Raw genomic sequence first — 17911 nt, forward strand, 5'->3', positions numbered from 1 at the left:
GTCGTATCCTCCCTTTAGTATGTACGTACTTTCGGCGGGAAAGCTTCACGATGCGTTGGCGTCATGTTCACATCACGCTTAGTCATCGCTTCTGTTTCCGGATTGTAGATAGAGTGGCATAGCCAGTTCTCATCATCACGCTCAGGGAAATCGAAACGAGCATGTGCGCCACGACTCTCTGTACGGTAGTTAGCTGCAACGGCAGTTGAAAACGCGGTTTCCATCAGGTTATCAAGTTCTAGACACTCGATACGCTGCGTGTTGAACTCTGAAGACTTGTCCGCTAGATGCGCGTCTTTCAAACGTTCGCGAATCACTTTCAACTCTTCTAGACCGGTTGCCATCGTATCGCCTTCACGGAATACCGAGAAGCTGTTTTGCATGCATGCTTGTAGGTCTTTACGAATCTGAACTGGATCTTCACCACCAGTGCTGTTTTCCCAACGCATAGTACGCGCTAGAGACGCTTCAATATCAGATTCTGTTGCAGGACGAGCTTCTGCTTGCGCTGCTAGCGTTTCGCCAAGGTGCAAGCCAGTGGCACGACCAAATACGACCAAGTCTAGTAATGAGTTGCCACCCAGACGGTTAGCACCGTGTACCGATACAGAAGCAATCTCACCACATGCGTAAAGGCCTTGTACTTCCATCTCGCTACCGTCGGCCTTCTGCTTAATTGCTTGGCCAGAGACTTGAGTAGGTACACCACCCATCATGTAGTGACAAGTTGGAATTACTGGAATTGGCTCTTTCACAGGGTCAACGTGTGCAAATGTACGAGACAGTTCACAGATACCTGGTAGACGTGATTCAAGTACTTCTTTACCAAGGTGATCAAGTTTCAACTTGATATGTGGACCCCAAGGACCATCACAGCCGCGGCCTTCACGGATTTCAATCATCATTGAACGAGCAACCACGTCACGACCAGCAAGGTCTTTCGCGTTTGGTGCGTAGCGCTCCATGAAGCGTTCACCATCTTTATTTAGAAGGTAACCACCTTCACCACGACAACCTTCCGTCACTAGAACACCCGCGCCAGCAATACCTGTTGGGTGGAACTGCCACATTTCCATGTCTTGCATTGGAACGCCTGCGCGAAGTGCCATACCAACGCCATCACCCGTGTTGATGTGCGCGTTAGTGGTCGATGCGTAAATACGACCTGCACCACCTGTAGCTAGAATGGTTGCTTTTGATTTGAAGTAACAGATTTCACCCGTTTCCATACAAATCGCAGTACAACCCATGATTGCGCCGTCTTGGTTTTTCACAAGATCCAAAGCGTACCACTCCGAGAAGATGGTTGTTTTGTGTTTTACGTTTTGCTGGTAAAGCGTGTGAAGAAGTGCGTGACCAGTACGGTCTGCAGCAGCGGCTGTACGAGCAGCCTGCTCACCACCAAACTCTTTAGATTGACCACCGAATGGACGTTGGTAGATGGTACCGTTATCGAAACGAGAGAATGGCAGACCCATTTTTTCAAGCTCGATAACTGACTCAGGACCATTTTTACACATGTATTCAATCGCGTTCTGGTCACCGATGTAGTCGGAACCTTTAACGGTATCGTACATGTGCCATTGCCAATCGTCTTTGTGCGAGTTACCCAGAGCAACGGTAATGCCGCCCTGTGCAGACACAGTATGAGAACGTGTTGGAAATACTTTTGACAACAAAGCACATGATAGGCCTTGCTCTGAAATTTGTAGTGCAGCGCGCATACCTGCACCACCAGCGCCGATTACTACGGCATCAAACTCACGAACTGGAATAGACACTTACGCACCCCACAGAATAAATAGACCAGAGAAGACATAGCCGAATAGCACGGCAATAACACCAAGTTGTAGTGCGCCACGTAGTTTCGCGCACTTAATGTAATCAGTTAATACCTGCCACAAACCAACCCATGCGTGAATCAGGATCGAGACAAGTGCCAACATGGTGAATACTTTAGTGAAGGTACCACCAAAGAATTGGGTCCAAGATGCGTAAGAGATATCTGAAAATGCACAGAAGCTAATCAGATAAATCGTGTATAGCGTCATAATGATTGCAGTTGCACGAATTAGTAGGAAATCGTGTACACCATTACGACCAAATGAAGATACGTGTTTTACCATACCAAGATCCCCGCCAATAATGATAATACTGCTGTTGCACCAAACGCGACTTTAGCGCTCATCGTGCCTGAATCTAGTTCTTCAAAGTGACCTAGATCCATCAATAAGTGACGGATACCACCTGCGATGTGGTAGGCAAGTGCAGTAAGAATTCCCCACAGGATGAATTTTACGAAGAAGCTATCGACGATGTCAGCGGCTTCCATAAAACCCATTGGGGATGACAGAGAAATGGATAGTAACCACAGTAATATACCGACCGCAACAAACGTAATTACCCCAGACACACGGTGTAGGATGGATGCGATTGCTGTGATAGGAAAGTGGATGGTCTGTAAATCTAAATTAACAGGTCTTGACTTTCTTTCTTTCACGGGCTTGCTCACTCAGCTCCATTGAGCATTTATTGTTATAACCAATTTCAGCTTCCAAACGTACAAAAGTTAACATCTATTTAACAAATATCGCGAATAACCACTCAGATAATTGTAAACAAGTTGTTAACAAACGGAATCCAGCAACAAACCTCACTCTTTGTTTCTAGCCCCGAATTTATAAGGATTTAACTAAAATTTTCTTTGCCAATATACGGCGAGCAACATTCTAATACAATTGGTGTAACAAATTATGCTACATAGAACAGATTTTTAACGATTTTCATGAGAAAAATCATAACAAGTGCACACAAAGATGGAGAAAAATTGACTTTAAGCTTTAACAACAGTACAAAAATGGCACATAAACATCCTGGACGGATTAAATAATAAACAAAGGAGATTGTTATGGCGGATAAGAAAGCGACCCTTCATGTTGAAGGTCAAGCGCCAATCGAACTGCCAATTATGGACGGTACGCTAGGTACACCTGTAATTGACGTTCGTAAGCTGGGAGCCAATGGTTACTTTACTTTTGACCCAGGTTTTCTTGCCACTGCATCTTGTGAATCATCAATCACGTACATCGATGGCGGCAAAGGTATTCTTTTGCACCGCGGTTTCCCGATTGATCAATTAGCCAATAACGCAGATTACTTAGAAGTATGTTACATCCTTCTTTATGGTGAAGCCCCTACCCGAGAACAATACGAGCAATTCAAAACGACCGTTACTCGTCACACAATGGTACACGAGCAAATCGCAAGCTTTTTCCATGGCTTCCGACGCGATGCTCATCCAATGGCGGTAATGTGTGGTGTAGTTGGAGCACTTGCAGCCTTCTATCACGACTCTCTTGACATTAACAACGACGAACACCGCGAAATTGCAGCGTACCGTCTGCTGTCAAAAATGCCAACACTGGCGGCGATGTGTTACAAATACTCTATCGGTCAGCCATTTATTTACCCTCGTAACGACCTTAGCTACGCAGAGAACTTCTTGCATATGATGTTCGCAAACCCTTGCGAAGAGTATGAAGTAAATCCTGTGGTTGCCCGTGCGATGGATAAGATTTTCACTCTACACGCGGATCACGAACAGAATGCGTCGACATCAACTGTTCGTCTAGCTGGCTCTTCTGGTGCGAACCCATTTGCATGTATTGCCGCTGGTATTGCATCCCTTTGGGGACCTGCTCACGGTGGTGCAAACGAAGCCTGCTTGAGAATGCTAGAAGAGATTGGCAGCGTCGATAACATCCCTGAATATGTAGACCGCGCGAAAGACAAAGATGACCCATTCCGCTTAATGGGCTTTGGTCACCGCGTTTACAAGAACTACGACCCACGTGCGACAGTAATGCGCGAAACGTGTCATGAAGTTCTCAAAGAGCTAAACATTCAAGACCCTCTGCTAGACGTTGCAATGGAACTTGAGCGCATTGCGCTTTCTGATGAGTACTTCGTGTCTAAGAAGCTGTACCCGAACGTAGACTTCTACTCAGGTATCATTCTTAAAGCGATTGGTATTCCAGTTTCTATGTTTACGGTTATCTTCGCGATTTCTCGTACCATCGGCTGGATTGCTCACTGGAACGAAATGCACAGCGATCCACTGAACCGCATCGGTCGTCCTCGTCAGCTATACACTGGCGAAACACAACGTGAGTTTTCCCCACTTCACGAACGTGAATGATCTTTTAGTACGAAGATAGAAAAACAAAAGGGTTGAGATTTTCGTCTCAACCCTTTTTTCTTTTTTGCGTTTAACGTTATTAATGGAGAACGCTAAACCGGATTATCAATATCGATAAACTCCACATGTAGGCCATATTCATCCGCTAGCCATTTGCCTAAAGCCTGAACACCATAACGCTCAGTAGCATGATGACCTGCAGCATAGTAATGAATGTCCATTTCACGAGCGGTATAAGTGGTGCGCTCTGAAATTTCTCCAGAGATAAATGCATCCAGCCCGTGCTGTACAGCAAGTTCAATGAAATCCTGCCCTCCACCAGTGCACCAGCCGACTGTCTCAATCATCTTATCGGTATTCTCTGGGGCGATATGCAGAGGCTCTCTATCAAGAACTTGGTTGATCTTACTCGCAAATTCAACACCAGACATCGGCTTTTTCAAGCGCCCAAACATAGCAACTGACTGAGGGTGCCCTTCAAGCCCACCTTCTACTTCGATTTCAAGTAAGCGAGCTAATTCAGCGTTGTTGCCTAGCTCTGGATGAATATCTAGAGGAAGGTGATAACCATATAAGTTGATATCATTTTTGATCAGGCTACGAATTCGTTTACCTTTCATGCCACGAATTGGCTCAGGCTCACCTTTCCAAAAATAGCCATGATGAACAAGCAATGCGTCTGCATTAAGCTCAATCGCTTTATCGATTAAGGCTTGAGAGGCGGTTACGCCAGTGATAACACGCTTTACCGCTGATTTCCCTTCTACCTGTAACCCATTTGGTGCGTAATCTTTAATTAACTGCGGTGACAGTTTGTCATTAAGAATCTGTTCTAGCTTTAAGTTATTCATTATTACTTCCAATTTCTAGCGCATGTAAACCTAAATAACCTCTCGATGGAATCAGACGAAAGAGTGCAACCTAGTTGATACAACAACGTTTTGACATCTGGCACCTTGATATCATTTAGGTATTTAAAGTGTATCTCGAACCCTAATATCGATGCTAGCCACCCTACCCTCAAAAGCAAATTTAGTTACAATAACAAAGCTTGTCGCCTCACCATACATTTAGGGATACGGATGAACCAACTGCAACGCTTTTACCAATGGATCGCCACTTCACCTCCGCTTTTCAAGTTACGCCCTCCGTTTGCAACCTTAGAAGATGTCTCGGTCAAACCTTTGAATAGCTCAGAACAATACAATGGTAATCCGAGACTGGGTTTTTTATATCAGCACCTATGCACTGCGGCTCTTTCTAATTCAGGACGATATCAGATTATTGCCGAAGAAATTCAGTTAAACGACGCTGAAGGTAAGACCATTGGTGCTGTCGATTTGGTATTGAGGAATACAGAATCCAATCGGATAGAACATTGGGAAGTGGCGATTAAGTTTTATCTTCTTTACAACGGCATTTGGTATGGCCCGAATGCTCACGACCAGTTACATGCAAAATTGGATAGAATGCTCACGCATCAGCTGAAAATGAGCGTTCGCCCGGAATTTCAAAAAATAATTCCTTTAAACGACTCTCCAGAAGAGCGCCTAATGATGCAAGGACGACTCTATATTAATCCGTTTACTCCAGAGCCAACTCCTAAGGAGTGCTTGGGTTATGAATTAAATCCAAGTCAGATTAGTGGTTACTGGTGCTATCAAAGTCAATGGGATTTAATTGGTAAACCACTTTATCATTTACATAAACCATGCTGGGCGATCGGTACAGACGATTTCTCTCAACCTATTGAAAAGCCTTTAGATCGATTCATACACGCACAAACGGAAGACGGTCAATTCTGGTTTGTGGTACCAGATTCATGGCCCGGAGATAAAGCGGTTCGGGGCACTTAAACATGAAAGGGTTGATGTTTTCACATCAACCCTTTGCTAGATACATTGACCATTGGATGTTTTACAAACCAGCGGCTGCAAATACTTGATTAACTATTTCTTGTGCTTCAGCTTCGATTTGTTTCAGATGTTCTTCACCTTTGAAGCTTTCACAGTAAATCTTGTAGATATCTTCTGTACCTGATGGACGAGCAGCGAACCAACCGTTAGCTGTCGTTACTTTAAGGCCACCAATCGCAGCACCATTGCCTGGTGCATGCGTTAGACGAGCAGTGATCGCATCACCTGCTAGAGTTTCAGCCGCAACCATTTCTGGTGACAACTTTTTCAATACGTCTTTTTGTGGGCCATTTGCTACAGCTTGAATACGGTTGTACTTCGACTCACCGTGCTTCGCCGCTAGCTCTTCATAGTAATCTTGAGGGTTCTTACCCGTTACCGCAGTGATCTCTGCTGCTAGAAGGCATAGCAAGATGCCATCTTTGTCTGTTGACCAAGGCGTGCCATCTTTACGAAGGAATGACGCACCAGCACTTTCTTCGCCGCCGAAACCAAACTTACCAGTGTACAGACCGTCTACAAACCATTTGAAGCCTACTGGTACTTCACATAGTTCACGACCTAGATCCGCCACAACACGGTCAATCAGTGCACTTGATACTAGTGTTTTACCAACCGCTACATCTTTACCCCATGCCTCACGATGGCGGTATAGGTAGTCGATACAAACGGCTAAGAAGTGATTCGGGTTCATCAAACCTTTTGGCGTAACGATACCGTGACGGTCGTAGTCAGGATCGTTACCAAATGCTAGATCGTACTCATCTTTCAATGCCAATAGACCCGCCATTGCGTAAGGAGAAGAACAGTCCATACGTACAACGCCGTCTTTATCGAGAGACATGAATTGGAAAGAAGGATCAATCGCTTCACTTACTAGCGTTAGGTCTAGGTTGTATGCCTGACCTATTTGACGCCAGTAATCGATGCCGCTGCCACCCAATGGATCTACACCAATCTTCAGGTTTGCTTTTTGGATTGCTTCCATATCGATAACGTTCACCAGGTCATCGATGTATGGCTTCACCAAGTCCATCTCTACAAACAGATCCGATGCTTTTGCTTCTGCTAGTGGTAGGCGTTTCACACCTTGTAAACCTTCAGCAATCAGTTCGTTCGCACGATCTTCGATAGCTTGAGTCAACTCTGCTTCTGCAGGACCACCATGTGTCGGATTGTATTTGATACCGCCGTCTTGTGGTGGGTTATGTGATGGGGTAATAACGATACCGTCTGCTTTTTCATCGTGTTTGATGTTGTAAGTCAGAATCGCGTGTGAAATACCCGGTGTTGGCGTGTAACCGTTGTCTTGTTGGACAATCACTTTCACACCATTTGCAATCAATACTTCAATCACACTTGAAAAAGCAGGCTCAGATAGCGCATGCGTGTCTTTACCCACAAACAACGGGCCAATTGTGCCTTGCTCAGCACGAACTTCTGCTACCGCTTGAGCGATCGCTAAAATGTGGTTTTCGTTAAAAGTGTGCTTGTCTGCAGTACCGCGGTGGCCAGAAGTACCAAATTGAACTTTGTGTTCTGCGTTTGCCGCGTCTGGTTGAAGTAAGAAGTAGTTAGCAACGAGTGCTGGGATATTGTGAAGATCTTCCTGCTGCGCTTTTTGCCCAGCACGAGGGTGCATAGCCATGTTTGACATCCTTTCTTTCAATATAAATAAAATTAAAAAAGCCTCATAATATCCGCTCACTGCGACGCATTATGAGGCTTCTATCAGGTTTCTTAGATTGAACCTGTTACTTTTTCTATTAAGTCAGGTTGGAACCCCATGTGTGCCATCACTTGTTCAACCATCTGTCTTTTACGACTTGTATTGTTATTCGTGATAACCCAAAACGGTGTGCCAGGAATGGCTTTTGGCTTGGTCGTATTACCGTTTGCTAGCAAGGTTTCTTCATTATCTGCAAAGTACACGCGTTTGCGTCCTTTTACATTCGTAGCCTGGGCGAAACCTTCTGGATTCAATTTATGTAAGGTCGATAATACCAACATAAAGCGATCAATCGCTTTTTTTAGACCGGCAAACTCATCAGAAATAAGCAGCGAACGCATTTCTTTCACTACATCAACAGATTCCGTTTTACCCGCATCTTTACTTACTACAATCCCTTGTGGCTTCTCTACTACAGGCGCGGCTTTAGCTTCCTGCAACTGACCATCAAGGTTTAAAAGGCGTCGCAAAATATCCGAGGCGCTTTCACCGATATGCTTAGTTTGACTAGCTATATAACGGTATAGATCCTCATCAACCTCAATTGTTTTCATTCGCTTTTCACATTCTCAATGTTTAAACTCTGGGGGATTATAACGAGATCCACGCGGATACTCCACGTTAAACCCATCACGAATAAGATAAAATGTCAGCATTACTCAACTATAAGCAGGAAGGCCAAGGCCAAACAGTTGTTTTGATTCACGGATTGTTTGGTAGTTTAAGTAATCTGGGTCTACTCGCCCGCGATCTTATTAAAGATCACACGGTGATCAGTATTGATCTGAGAAATCACGGCCTCTCTTTCCACTCCGAAGTCCATAACTATACCGATATGGCAAAAGATGTGGCTCAGCTCCTTCAGCACTTAAACGTTGAGCCATCTATTGTTATTGGTCACTCCATGGGCGGAAAAGTCGCGATGGCTCTTGTGGACATTGCTCCAAATGTAGTCAAGCAGTTAGTCGTTCTCGACATGGCGCCTGTTGCCTACATTACGAACCGTCACGATAATGTTTTTAACGGCTTACATGCTGTTATTAATGAAAAACCAGCAAATCGACAGCAAGCCATGGATATCCTAGCTCAACATATTGAACTCGATGGTGTAAGACAATTTCTCTCTAAATCACTGTACAAAAATGGCGATAAGATGGATTGGCGGTTTAACGTACCGAGCCTTTTTGAGAATTATGACCAAATTATTGGCTGGCAAGAAATCACACCAACAGATATCCCAACTTTATTTATCAAAGGCGGCGACTCTGAGTACTTAATGCCAGAACATCAGCCGGCAGTGAAGCGACAATTTAACCATGCTAAAGCACACATTATCGCTGGCACTGGTCACTGGTTACACGCCGAGAAACCGACAGAAGTAATGAGAGTCATTCGAAAATACATTTCGAGTTAACAAATTCGAAAAGCAACACTAGATTATTGAAATAACCCTTCTTGTAGTGCATTAACTTTACCGTTTAACAGTGGTATAGTGCGCCCAAGATTTTTCGGCATGAAGGGCTAAAATGCTTTACGACTATATGGATATGCTCGAGTCTATTGGGCTCGATCTTCTTTTTGCTGCTATCTTTTTTTTCATCGGGATGGCGATAAAAGATGTGCTAAAGCAAGGCAATGTACCTGTTTTTGGTCGTCGTATTGTGTGGTTAGTCCTTTTCCTAGGCTGTGCTGGCTTTATTGCAAAAGGTGTAATTCAGCTAACTTGGGAAGGCTCAGGGTTAGGTTAAACCCTTAGTAGCATCGCCAATAACAAACAATGTAAAGGTATAGACTCTATGGCAAGTGTAGGTATCTTCTTCGGTAGCGACACAGGTAATACTGAAGCCGTTGCAAAGATGATTCAAAAGCAACTAGGTAAACATCTAGTTCACGTTCAAGACATCGCGAAAAGCAGCAAAGAAGACATTGATAACTTCGATCTTCTTCTTCTAGGTATCCCAACTTGGTACTACGGCGAAGCACAATGTGATTGGGATGACTTCTTCCCTGAACTTGAGCAAATCGACTTCTCTACTAAGCTAGTGGCTATCTTTGGCTGTGGCGACCAAGAAGACTACGCAGAATACTTCTGTGACGCGATGGGCACAGTCCGTGATATCGTTGAATCTAAAGGCGGCACAATTCTTGGCCATACCTCGACAGAAGGCTACGAATTTGAAGCGTCTAAAGCACTTGTTGAAGGTGACGAAAGCCAATTCGTAGGTCTATGTATTGATGAAGACCGCCAACCAGAATTGACTGACGAGCGTGTTGAAAGCTGGGTTAAACAGATCTATGAAGAGATGTGTTTAGCTGAGCTAGAAGGCTAATCAAATTGAATGATGCAAAGACCTCCACTTGGAGGTCTTTTTGTATGTATTGTCACACAGCATCGGTAAGTACTTCCTCTTCGCGATACTGAGGTTTCTTTCTTACATAAAGCTTGCGTTGAACCTCTGAAACCACATTCCCCTGTTTATCTTTTACATGAGTAATAAACTCAGGAAAACACTTTTCTCCATTCCGTGTCATTTGATAAATGTTTTCCAGCATCCCTTCAGTGACCTCAAATTCTGCAAACAAATCACTTTGCCCCGGCTTAATAAAGTTAATGCTTGCCTCTTTATCCCACACATAATATTCCTCTCGTAGAATCCCCATCAGCATCAACGAGTAAATAGGATCAGTTAAAGAGAAAATACTGCCGCCATATTGGGTGCGATTGGCATTTTTATTCCACCAGCGAAGCTTTAAACGTACCTTTACAGTACGGAAGTCTTGAGAAATATGTAAGATTTTAATACCCGCCCCCCAAAAAGGAGGCCAAATATTGAGTGCGAACTTTACAATTCCTGGTTTGTATATCTTCGCTAGTCGCCTATTCATCGCTATCCCTGCCCTCTCCAAGCTTAATGTTACACAATTGTAACTGGTCAGAGCTGTAATATAATGGACCTGTTTCTAATTTACAAAAAGATTCTATTAACCCTTTGAAGTTCGTGGTTTAATGTTCCGAACGCTTATCCTATAATGGTAGGAAGATTGAATTCTGTTAAATCGCTGCAGATGATCCAACGGGAAAGTATATGTCAGATAATAATCAGGCGCTGAAGGATGCGGGTTTAAAAGTAACCCTTCCGAGGCTAAAAATTCTAGAAGTACTTCAGCAGCCAGACTGCCAGCACATCAGTGCTGAAGATTTGTACAAAAAGTTGATTGATCTAGGTGAAGAAATTGGCCTAGCAACTGTTTACCGAGTTCTAAACCAGTTCGACGATGCTGGTATTGTAACTCGTCACCACTTTGAAGGTGGAAAGTCAGTCTTCGAATTATCGACTCAACATCACCACGACCACCTAGTGTGCCTAGACTGTGGTGAGGTAATTGAATTTTCTGACGATCTTATTGAAGAACGTCAAAAAGAGATTGCAGCTAAGTACAATGTCACACTAACAAACCACAGCTTATACTTGTACGGCAAGTGTAGCGATGGTGGTTGTAAAGACAATCCAGATGCACACAAACCGAAAAAATAAGGGTTTGTTAATTTAAAAAGTAAACGTCAGCACATGCTGGCGTTTTTTGTTTCTAGAAGTAAGTGCCTTAGACGTCAGTACTTTGGTTACAGAACAAAAGCTACTAAACACTCATCTTTTTTATCCACAGTTTTGCACTTCTATATAGCACTCTGTGGGATTAGGTATAAAAAATGCCAGCGTTTGCTGGCATTTTTTCATCGTTCTCAGCATTAATTGAGATTATTGATTCTCAATTTTTGCCCAGGTATCACGTAGACCAACCGTGCGGTTGAATACTAGATTATCTGCTGAAGAGTCTTTCGAGTCTGCACAGAAGTAACCCATACGTTCAAACTGGTAACCTTTTTCTGCTTCTGCAGAAGCTAGGCTAGGCTCGACGAAGCCATTGATCACAACTAATGATTCAGGGTTGATAGTAGAAGCAAAATCTTCCGCTGCGCCTGGGTTTGGCACCGTAAATAAACGATCGTACAGACGAATTTCCGCAGGAAGAGCTTTATCAGCTGACACCCAATGAATAACGCCTTTCACTTTACGACCATCTGCTGGGTTTTTACCTAGCGTATCTGCATCATAAGAACAGAAGATCGTTGTGATGTTGCCTTCGGCATCTTTCTCAACGCGCTCAGCTTTGATCACGTAAGCACCACGTAAACGAACTTCTTTACCTAGCACTAAACGCTTGTACTTTTTGTTCGCTTCTTCACGGAAGTCTTCACGCTCAATCCACAATTCACGCGTGAATGGCACTTCACGCACACCCATTTCAGGTTTATTTGGGTGGTTGGCAACTGTCAAGTTTTCTACTGCGCCTGCTTCAAAGTTTTCGATAACAACTTTAACAGGATCCAGTACAGCCATTGCACGCGGAGCGTTCTCGTTTAGGTCATCACGAATACAAGATTCTAATGAACTAAACTCGATCATATTTTCTTGCTTCGTTACACCAATACGCTTACAAAACTCACGAATAGATGCAGGTGTGAAGCCACGACGACGCAGACCTGAGACAGTCGGCATACGTGGATCATCCCAACCATTAACCAGTTTTTCAGTAACTAGCTGGTTAAGCTTACGCTTAGACATCACTGTGTATTCAAGGTTTAAACGACTGAACTCGTATTGATGTGGACGGCTTTCGATCGTGATGTTGTCTAGAACCCAATCGTACAGACGACGGTTATCCATGAATTCAAGCGTACAAATAGAGTGCGTAATGCCTTCTAGTGCATCAGAAATACAGTGCGTAAAGTCGTACATTGGGTAAATGCACCACTTATCACCAGTTTGGTGGTGCGTAGCAAAACGCACACGGTATAAAACTGGATCGCGCATGACCATGAATGAAGAACCCATGTCGATTTTAGCACGAAGACACGCTTTACCTTCTTCAAATTCACCAGCGCGCATTTTTTCAAACAACGCCAAGTTCTCTTCAACAGAACGGTCACGGTATGGACTTGGTTTACCTGGCGCCTTAAGTGTGCCGCGGTATTCACGAATTTGCTCTGGACTTAGCTCATCTACGTACGCTAAGCCTTTGTTAATCAATTCAATTGCATATTCGTAAAGCTTATCGAAGTAGTTTGATGAGTAACATACTTCACCACTCCACTCAAAGCCCAACCAGTTTACATCTTTCTTGATAGACTCAACGTATTCGATGTCTTCTTTTTCAGGGTTTGTATCGTCGAAACGCAGATTACATTGACCCTGGTAGTCCTGAGCAATACCGAAGTTCAAACAGATAGACTTAGCATGACCGATATGCAGGTAGCCATTTGGCTCCGGCGGGAATCGAGTATGCACGCTAGTGTGTTTACCATCCGCTAGATCTTTATCAATGATCTGGCGAATAAAGTTTGATGGACGAGCATCAGCTTCACTCATCTATAGCACCTCAAAAATATTAGTATTGTCAGAGAAAACGGAACCCTGTATCCAAGTATGGTTTCACAGAGTACATTGTTCCTAATGATCCACAATTCTAAGCAATTAGACAACAAGAACTCGCTCTAAAACGACAATATTTATCGAGTTAGCGTGAAAGCAAAGCAGATTCAAAGGGCCTAAACGAAAAAAGGCCTCCTGCGGAGGCCTTTTGCGATGTTGTAGTATCAATTGTTTGCAATACCAATAACAAACAATCACACCACTATTAAACAGTTAAGCTGGTAGCTGAACACCACTTAAGTCTTCATCTTTAGATACATTCTTCATCTCACCAGCAACAATCTCTGCTAGTGGACCAAGGATAACTTGTAGGTTGTTTGTACCTAGCTTCACAACTCCCATAGCTCCAAGATCTTTCAGAGTTTTCTCATTGATAACGCTCATATCTTTCACAGAAAGGCGCAAACGAGTAATACAGGCATCGATAGAACTTAGGTTGTCATGACCGCCAAGTGCTTTCAAGTACTGACGAGCAAGCTCTGAAGAATTGCTTGATCCAGCCACGTTAGATGAAGCTTCTTCATCATCTTCACGTCCCGGTGTTTTAAGGCCAAACTTAACAATCACGGTACGGAACACGAAGTAGTAAACCGCAAAGAAACCAAGACCTTGTACAATGAGCATGTACCAGTTTACCGCTAGCGGGTTACGAGTCGACAATACTAAGTCGACTAAACCAGCAGAGAAACCGAAACCTGCAATCCACTGCATTGATGCCGCGATATAAACTGATAGACCAGTCAGCGCTGCGTGAAGAACGTACAGTCCTGGAGCAAGGAACATGAATGCAAATTCAAGTGGTTCTGTTACACCTGTAAAGAATGAAGCAAACGCAGCTGCAATCATGATAGATGCCACTTTCTCTTTATTCTTTGATTTCGCAGTATGGTACATCGCTAGAGCAGCGCCTGGTAAACCAAACATCATGATTGGGAAGAAGCCCGCTTGGTACATCCCCGTAACACCTACCGTTGCCGTGCCTTCAGCTAATGATTTCGCACCGCCAAGGAAGTTTGGAATGTCATTAATACCAGCAACATCAAACCAGAACACTGAGTTTAGTGCATGGTGCAGACCAACAGGAATTAGAAGACGGTTGAAGAATGCGTAAACACCTGCACCTGCTTCACCCATACCTTGAATGCTTTCACCAAAACTGACCAGACCGCCGTAAACTGATGGCCAAACGTACATCAGGATGAACGCAATAACGATACCAGCAAAAGACGTTAGGATCGGTACAAGACGCTTGCCAGAGAAAAACGCCAGTGCTTTGTGCAGCTCTACGTGAGAAAAACGGTTGTACAACTCAGCAGAAACAATACCAACCAAGATACCTACGAACTGGTTATTGATTTTACCAAATGCAGCAGGTACTTCACTTGGGTCAATGCCTTGAATTTGTGATACTGCACCAGGGGCCAAAAGCGTTGTGACAACTAAGAAGCCCACGAAGCCTGAAAGTGCAGCGGCGCCATCTTTGTCTTTAGACATTCCGTAAGCAACACCAACAGCGAACAATACTGACATGTTGTCAATGATCGCTGCACCAGCTTTAATAAGAAATGCAGCAAGTGCACTGTTTGCGCCCCAGCCATTTGGGTCGATCCAGTAGCCAATACCCATGAGTATTGCTGCTGCAGGAAGTGTGGCAACCGGCACCATAAGCGCCTTACCCACCTTCTGGAAGTATCCGAGAATGTTCACCTTAAGTTCCCCCTATAGGATTAGATGTTATGTTGAATGACTTATTTCAGCCGTCCAATTTAGTCATCCTAAGTTTATGATATTAATTTTGCTCCGCAAATTAAAAGCTCACCGTTTGTGATCATAATCACCACAATTTGCCCTTTCGGAAGGTTTTTGCTAGCGAGATCATAAAACTTATTTTATTATACGAAAAAATGGCGTTTTAAAGATAATATTCTCGCACTTTATGCAAGGCAGAATCAGTGTTATTTTGGTATCTAGGCGGGTAAATCACTGTAACTTTGCTCTGAAAAAGAATCATAAAAAAACCATACAATTATTACTTTTCAGTTAGTTACTATGACAATAACATCGATAAAACGCGACTTGCTGTATGTGACTCGTTATCTAATTCAGTGATACAAACTAAGTACCCATATGACTGAAGCAGTCTCTACTTAGATAACGATATAGAAATTGAATTCTCATCTATAAGGACTAGCTGACTATGTACGCGCTAAGTAACTGTAAAATTTATACCGGTAGTGATGTTCTTACCGATCATGCGGTCATCATCGAAAATGATCTTATTCAATCTATTGTACCGGTTTCTGAGCTACCTCAAAGCATCGAAGTAAAAGACCTTGCAGGCGCTAATCTAAGTCCAGGCTTTATCGATCTGCAGTTAAACGGTTGTGGCGGTGTAATGCTAAACGATGCAATTACCCCTGAAACCATGCAAATCATGCACCAGGCAAACCTCAAATCTGGCTGTACTAGCTTCCTGCCAACACTCATTACGTCATCTGATGAAGATATGCGAACTGCAATTGCCGCAGCTCGTGAGTACCACAACAAGTATCAAAATCAATCGCTTGGTTTACACCTCGAAGGTCCTTACCTTAACGTCGCGAAAAAAGGCATCCATAACGTCGATTTTATTCGCCCATCAGACGAAAGCATGATCGACCTTATCTGCGCAAACGCCGATATCGTAGCGAAAGTAACACTAGCACCTGAGCATAACGACCCAGAGCATATTGCGCGATTAAAGGTTGCTGGCATCGTGGTTTCAATTGGCCACACAAATGCAACCTACGCCGAAGCACGTAAAAGCTTTGAAGCAGGCATTACTTTTGCTACACACCTCTTTAATGCAATGACACCAATGGTTGGTCGTGAACCAGGAGTTGTTGGTGCAATTTACGATACTCCTGACGTATACGCTGGCATTATTGCTGATGGTTTTCACGTCGACTACGCAAACATCCGAATTGCTCATAAAATCAAAGGTGAAAAGCTTGTTTTGGTGACGGATGCCACAGCTCCAGCAGGTGCTAACATTGATCACTTTATTTTTGTCGGTAAGAAAGTATATTACCGAGATGGTAAGTGTGTTGATGAAAATGGCACGCTAGGCGGCTCAGCTTTGACAATGATTGAAGCAGTTCAGAATTCAGTTGAGCACGCGGGGATCGCTTTAGACGAAGCTCTACGAATGGCCACGTTATACCCAGCAACAGCAATTGGTGTTGAGGATCGCCTTGGCCGAGTTCGAAAAGGGATGGTTGCAAACCTGACTATTTTCGATCGTGACTTTAAAGTAAAAGCGACGGTTGTTAACGGACAATACGAGCAAAATTAAGCATGAATGGCGGACAGATTGGTAATGTAGATTTAGTAAAACAGCTTAACAGCGCTGCGGTATATAGGCTGATTGATCAGCAAGGTCCTATCTCCCGTATTCAAGTCGCGGACGTGAGTCAGCTCGCGCCTGCTAGTGTTACCAAAATAACCCGCCAACTTTTAGAGCGCGGCCTTATTAAGGAGGTCGCCCAACAAGCTTCAACTGGTGGTCGTCGTGCGATCTCTTTGACTACTGAAGTCAAACCTTTTCATTCGATTGCCGTTCGCTTAGGTCGAGATTACGTACAGTTCAGTTTATACGATTTAGGTGGCACCGCGCTGGCAGAAGATCAGCATGAACTGCACTACACTAACCAAGCAGACTTAATCGCAGGGCTTATCGATTTATTAAAAGATTTCGTAAGCCGATGCGAAGACAAAATTGATCAACTCATCGCTATCGGCATCACTTTACCGGGCCTTGTTAACCCAACAACTGGCGTGGTCGAATACATGCCTAATACCGATATCGATAATCTTGCTCTCGGTGAAATTGTTGGAGAGAAGTTTAATACAGCTTGCTTTGTTGGCAACGACGTACGTGGCATGGCGTTGGCTGAGCACTACTTTGGAGCAAGCCAAGACTGCCAGGATTCTATTTTGGTTAGCGTCCACCGCGGTACTGGCGCAGGTATTATCGTTAACGGCCAGGTTTTTCTTGGTTTTAACCGCAACGTCGGTGAAATTGGTCATATCCAAATTGACCCGCTTGGTGAGCAATGCCAATGTGGAAACTTTGGCTGTTTAGAAACCGTAGCTGCAAACCCAGCGATTATTCAACGAGTGAAGCAATTGATTACTCAAGGATACGAATCAAGCTTAACCGACCTTGAAAACATCACAATTGAAGCGGTATGTCAGCACGCAATGAATGGTGATGAACTTGCGAAACAGAGTTTAGTGCGAGTGGGCAACCAGCTAGGTAAAGCGATTGCGATTACGGTTAACTTATTTAATCCACAGAAAATTGTAATTGCTGGCGATATTACTGCAGCACAAGATATTGTTTTCCCTGCAATTCAACGCAACGTAGAGAATCAATCTCTTAAAACTTTCCATAACGACCTCCCTATCGTGGCTTCTCACATTGATAAGCAGCCAACGATGGGCGCATTTGCGATGATTAAACGCGCTATGCTGAACGGAGTTTTGTTACAAAAGTTACTGGAAGACTAAGTTTATACAACCAATTGAGTTACAA

17 protein-coding genes are annotated in these 17911 nt (G+C 43.8%); 8 read left to right on the forward strand and 9 right to left on the reverse strand.

Annotated features, from left to right (window positions below; translation table 11 throughout):
- Positions 1–14: 14 nt before the first annotated feature.
- From sdhA to sdhC, 3 genes are read right to left on the reverse strand one after another with little or no spacing between them, the layout of a single operon-like run.
- Positions 15–1781, reverse strand: a complete 1767-nt coding sequence (gene sdhA / locus L3V37_RS12920; RefSeq protein ID WP_237306434.1) for a succinate dehydrogenase flavoprotein subunit — start codon at positions 1779–1781, stop codon at positions 15–17.
- Positions 1782–2126, reverse strand: coding sequence for a succinate dehydrogenase, hydrophobic membrane anchor protein (sdhD, locus tag L3V37_RS12925; RefSeq protein ID WP_005382169.1), 345 nt, complete (start codon positions 2124–2126; stop codon positions 1782–1784). It lies immediately after the preceding gene.
- A complete protein-coding gene (gene sdhC / locus L3V37_RS12930; RefSeq protein ID WP_017634811.1) occupies positions 2120–2512 on the reverse strand; it encodes a succinate dehydrogenase cytochrome b556 subunit in 393 nt (130 codons plus the stop codon). The genes sdhD and sdhC overlap by 7 nt, the downstream gene beginning before the upstream one ends.
- Positions 2513–2908: 396 nt before the next feature.
- Between sdhC and L3V37_RS12935 the strand changes: the two genes are divergently transcribed.
- Complete coding sequence (locus L3V37_RS12935) at positions 2909–4198, forward strand: citrate synthase (protein WP_005382163.1); 1290 nt, start codon at positions 2909–2911, stop codon at positions 4196–4198.
- A gap of 92 nt (positions 4199–4290) precedes the next feature.
- On the opposite strand, the gene L3V37_RS12940 is transcribed toward L3V37_RS12935, so the two are convergent.
- On the reverse strand, positions 4291–5049 hold the full coding sequence (locus L3V37_RS12940; RefSeq protein ID WP_130546545.1) for a Nif3-like dinuclear metal center hexameric protein: 759 nt from the start codon (positions 5047–5049) through the stop codon (positions 4291–4293).
- A 231-nt stretch (positions 5050–5280) separates the two neighbouring features.
- Here L3V37_RS12940 and L3V37_RS12945 point away from each other — a divergent pair, with 231 nt between their 5' ends.
- A complete protein-coding gene (locus tag L3V37_RS12945) occupies positions 5281–6054 on the forward strand; it encodes a DUF1853 family protein (RefSeq protein WP_130546544.1) in 774 nt (257 codons plus the stop codon).
- A gap of 61 nt (positions 6055–6115) precedes the next feature.
- Here the strand turns inward: L3V37_RS12945 and pgm are convergent, their stop codons facing one another.
- The gene (pgm, locus tag L3V37_RS12950; RefSeq protein WP_130546543.1) at positions 6116–7762 is read right to left on the reverse strand and encodes a phosphoglucomutase (alpha-D-glucose-1,6-bisphosphate-dependent); all 1647 of its coding nucleotides are present in this window, start codon (positions 7760–7762) and stop codon (positions 6116–6118) included.
- Between the two features lie 92 nt (positions 7763–7854).
- Positions 7855–8397: a replication initiation negative regulator SeqA gene (gene seqA / locus L3V37_RS12955; RefSeq protein ID WP_005382149.1), complete on the reverse strand. Its 543-nt coding sequence runs from the start codon at positions 8395–8397 to the stop codon at positions 7855–7857.
- Between the two features lie 92 nt (positions 8398–8489).
- Here seqA and L3V37_RS12960 point away from each other — a divergent pair, with 92 nt between their 5' ends.
- From L3V37_RS12960 to fldA, 3 genes are all read left to right on the forward strand, one after another.
- A complete protein-coding gene (locus L3V37_RS12960; protein ID WP_130546542.1) occupies positions 8490–9257 on the forward strand; it encodes an alpha/beta fold hydrolase in 768 nt (255 codons plus the stop codon).
- A gap of 112 nt (positions 9258–9369) precedes the next feature.
- Positions 9370–9591, forward strand: a complete 222-nt coding sequence (locus L3V37_RS12965; protein ID WP_005393038.1) for a DUF2788 domain-containing protein — start codon at positions 9370–9372, stop codon at positions 9589–9591.
- Between the two features lie 48 nt (positions 9592–9639).
- Complete coding sequence (fldA, locus tag L3V37_RS12970) at positions 9640–10173, forward strand: flavodoxin FldA (protein WP_005382146.1); 534 nt, start codon at positions 9640–9642, stop codon at positions 10171–10173.
- Positions 10174–10225: 52 nt separating this feature from the next.
- Here fldA and L3V37_RS12975 read toward each other — a convergent pair whose 3' ends face one another.
- A complete protein-coding gene (locus tag L3V37_RS12975; protein WP_005382144.1) occupies positions 10226–10729 on the reverse strand; it encodes a DUF4442 domain-containing protein in 504 nt (167 codons plus the stop codon).
- Positions 10730–10929: 200 nt separating this feature from the next.
- On the opposite strand from L3V37_RS12975, the gene fcrX reads away from it, so the two are divergent.
- Positions 10930–11379 carry a ferric iron uptake transcriptional regulator FcrX gene (fcrX, locus tag L3V37_RS12980; RefSeq protein WP_005382141.1) on the forward strand — a complete coding sequence of 150 codons (450 nt, stop codon included), beginning with the start codon at positions 10930–10932 and terminating at the stop codon, positions 11377–11379.
- A gap of 222 nt (positions 11380–11601) precedes the next feature.
- Here fcrX and glnS read toward each other — a convergent pair whose 3' ends face one another.
- Positions 11602–13272, reverse strand: a complete 1671-nt coding sequence (gene glnS, locus L3V37_RS12985) for a glutamine--tRNA ligase (RefSeq protein WP_005382124.1) — start codon at positions 13270–13272, stop codon at positions 11602–11604.
- Between the two features lie 276 nt (positions 13273–13548).
- Positions 13549–15042 (reverse strand): N-acetylglucosamine-specific PTS transporter subunit IIBC, encoded by a 1494-nt coding sequence (nagE, locus tag L3V37_RS12990; protein ID WP_005384985.1) that lies wholly within the window; start codon positions 15040–15042, stop codon positions 13549–13551.
- Between the two features lie 490 nt (positions 15043–15532).
- Between nagE and nagA the strand changes: the two genes are divergently transcribed.
- Both nagA and L3V37_RS13000 read left to right on the forward strand, forming a co-directional pair.
- Positions 15533–16669: an N-acetylglucosamine-6-phosphate deacetylase gene (gene nagA / locus L3V37_RS12995; protein ID WP_130546541.1), complete on the forward strand. Its 1137-nt coding sequence runs from the start codon at positions 15533–15535 to the stop codon at positions 16667–16669.
- Positions 16670–16671: 2 nt separating this feature from the next.
- Positions 16672–17886, forward strand: coding sequence for an ROK family protein (locus L3V37_RS13000; protein ID WP_005382105.1), 1215 nt, complete (start codon positions 16672–16674; stop codon positions 17884–17886).
- Positions 17887–17911 lie beyond the last annotated feature (25 nt).

This window comes from Vibrio sp. D54 (assembly GCF_021728075.1).
Taxonomy (GTDB): domain Bacteria; phylum Pseudomonadota; class Gammaproteobacteria; order Enterobacterales; family Vibrionaceae; genus Vibrio; species Vibrio alginolyticus.

Excerpts from the sequence above, each read along its gene's own strand:
- sdhD (WP_005382169.1), bottom strand. The coding sequence starts at position 2,126 with ATGGTAAAACACGTATCTTCATTTGGTCGTAATGGTGTACACGATTTC.
- L3V37_RS12935 (WP_005382163.1), top strand. The coding sequence starts at position 2,909 with ATGGCGGATAAGAAAGCGACCCTTCATGTTGAAGGTCAAGCGCCAATC.
- L3V37_RS12940 (WP_130546545.1), bottom strand. The coding sequence starts at position 5,049 with ATGAATAACTTAAAGCTAGAACAGATTCTTAATGACAAACTGTCACCG.
- L3V37_RS12945 (WP_130546544.1), top strand. The coding sequence starts at position 5,281 with ATGAACCAACTGCAACGCTTTTACCAATGGATCGCCACTTCACCTCCG.
- pgm (WP_130546543.1), bottom strand. The coding sequence starts at position 7,762 with ATGGCTATGCACCCTCGTGCTGGGCAAAAAGCGCAGCAGGAAGATCTT.
- seqA (WP_005382149.1), bottom strand. The coding sequence starts at position 8,397 with ATGAAAACAATTGAGGTTGATGAGGATCTATACCGTTATATAGCTAGT.
- L3V37_RS12960 (WP_130546542.1), top strand. The coding sequence starts at position 8,490 with ATGTCAGCATTACTCAACTATAAGCAGGAAGGCCAAGGCCAAACAGTT.
- L3V37_RS12965 (WP_005393038.1), top strand. The coding sequence starts at position 9,370 with ATGCTTTACGACTATATGGATATGCTCGAGTCTATTGGGCTCGATCTT.
- fldA (WP_005382146.1), top strand. The coding sequence starts at position 9,640 with ATGGCAAGTGTAGGTATCTTCTTCGGTAGCGACACAGGTAATACTGAA.
- L3V37_RS12975 (WP_005382144.1), bottom strand. The coding sequence starts at position 10,729 with ATGAATAGGCGACTAGCGAAGATATACAAACCAGGAATTGTAAAGTTC.
- fcrX (WP_005382141.1), top strand. The coding sequence starts at position 10,930 with ATGTCAGATAATAATCAGGCGCTGAAGGATGCGGGTTTAAAAGTAACC.
- glnS (WP_005382124.1), bottom strand. The coding sequence starts at position 13,272 with ATGAGTGAAGCTGATGCTCGTCCATCAAACTTTATTCGCCAGATCATT.
- nagA (WP_130546541.1), top strand. The coding sequence starts at position 15,533 with ATGTACGCGCTAAGTAACTGTAAAATTTATACCGGTAGTGATGTTCTT.
- L3V37_RS13000 (WP_005382105.1), top strand. The coding sequence starts at position 16,672 with ATGAATGGCGGACAGATTGGTAATGTAGATTTAGTAAAACAGCTTAAC.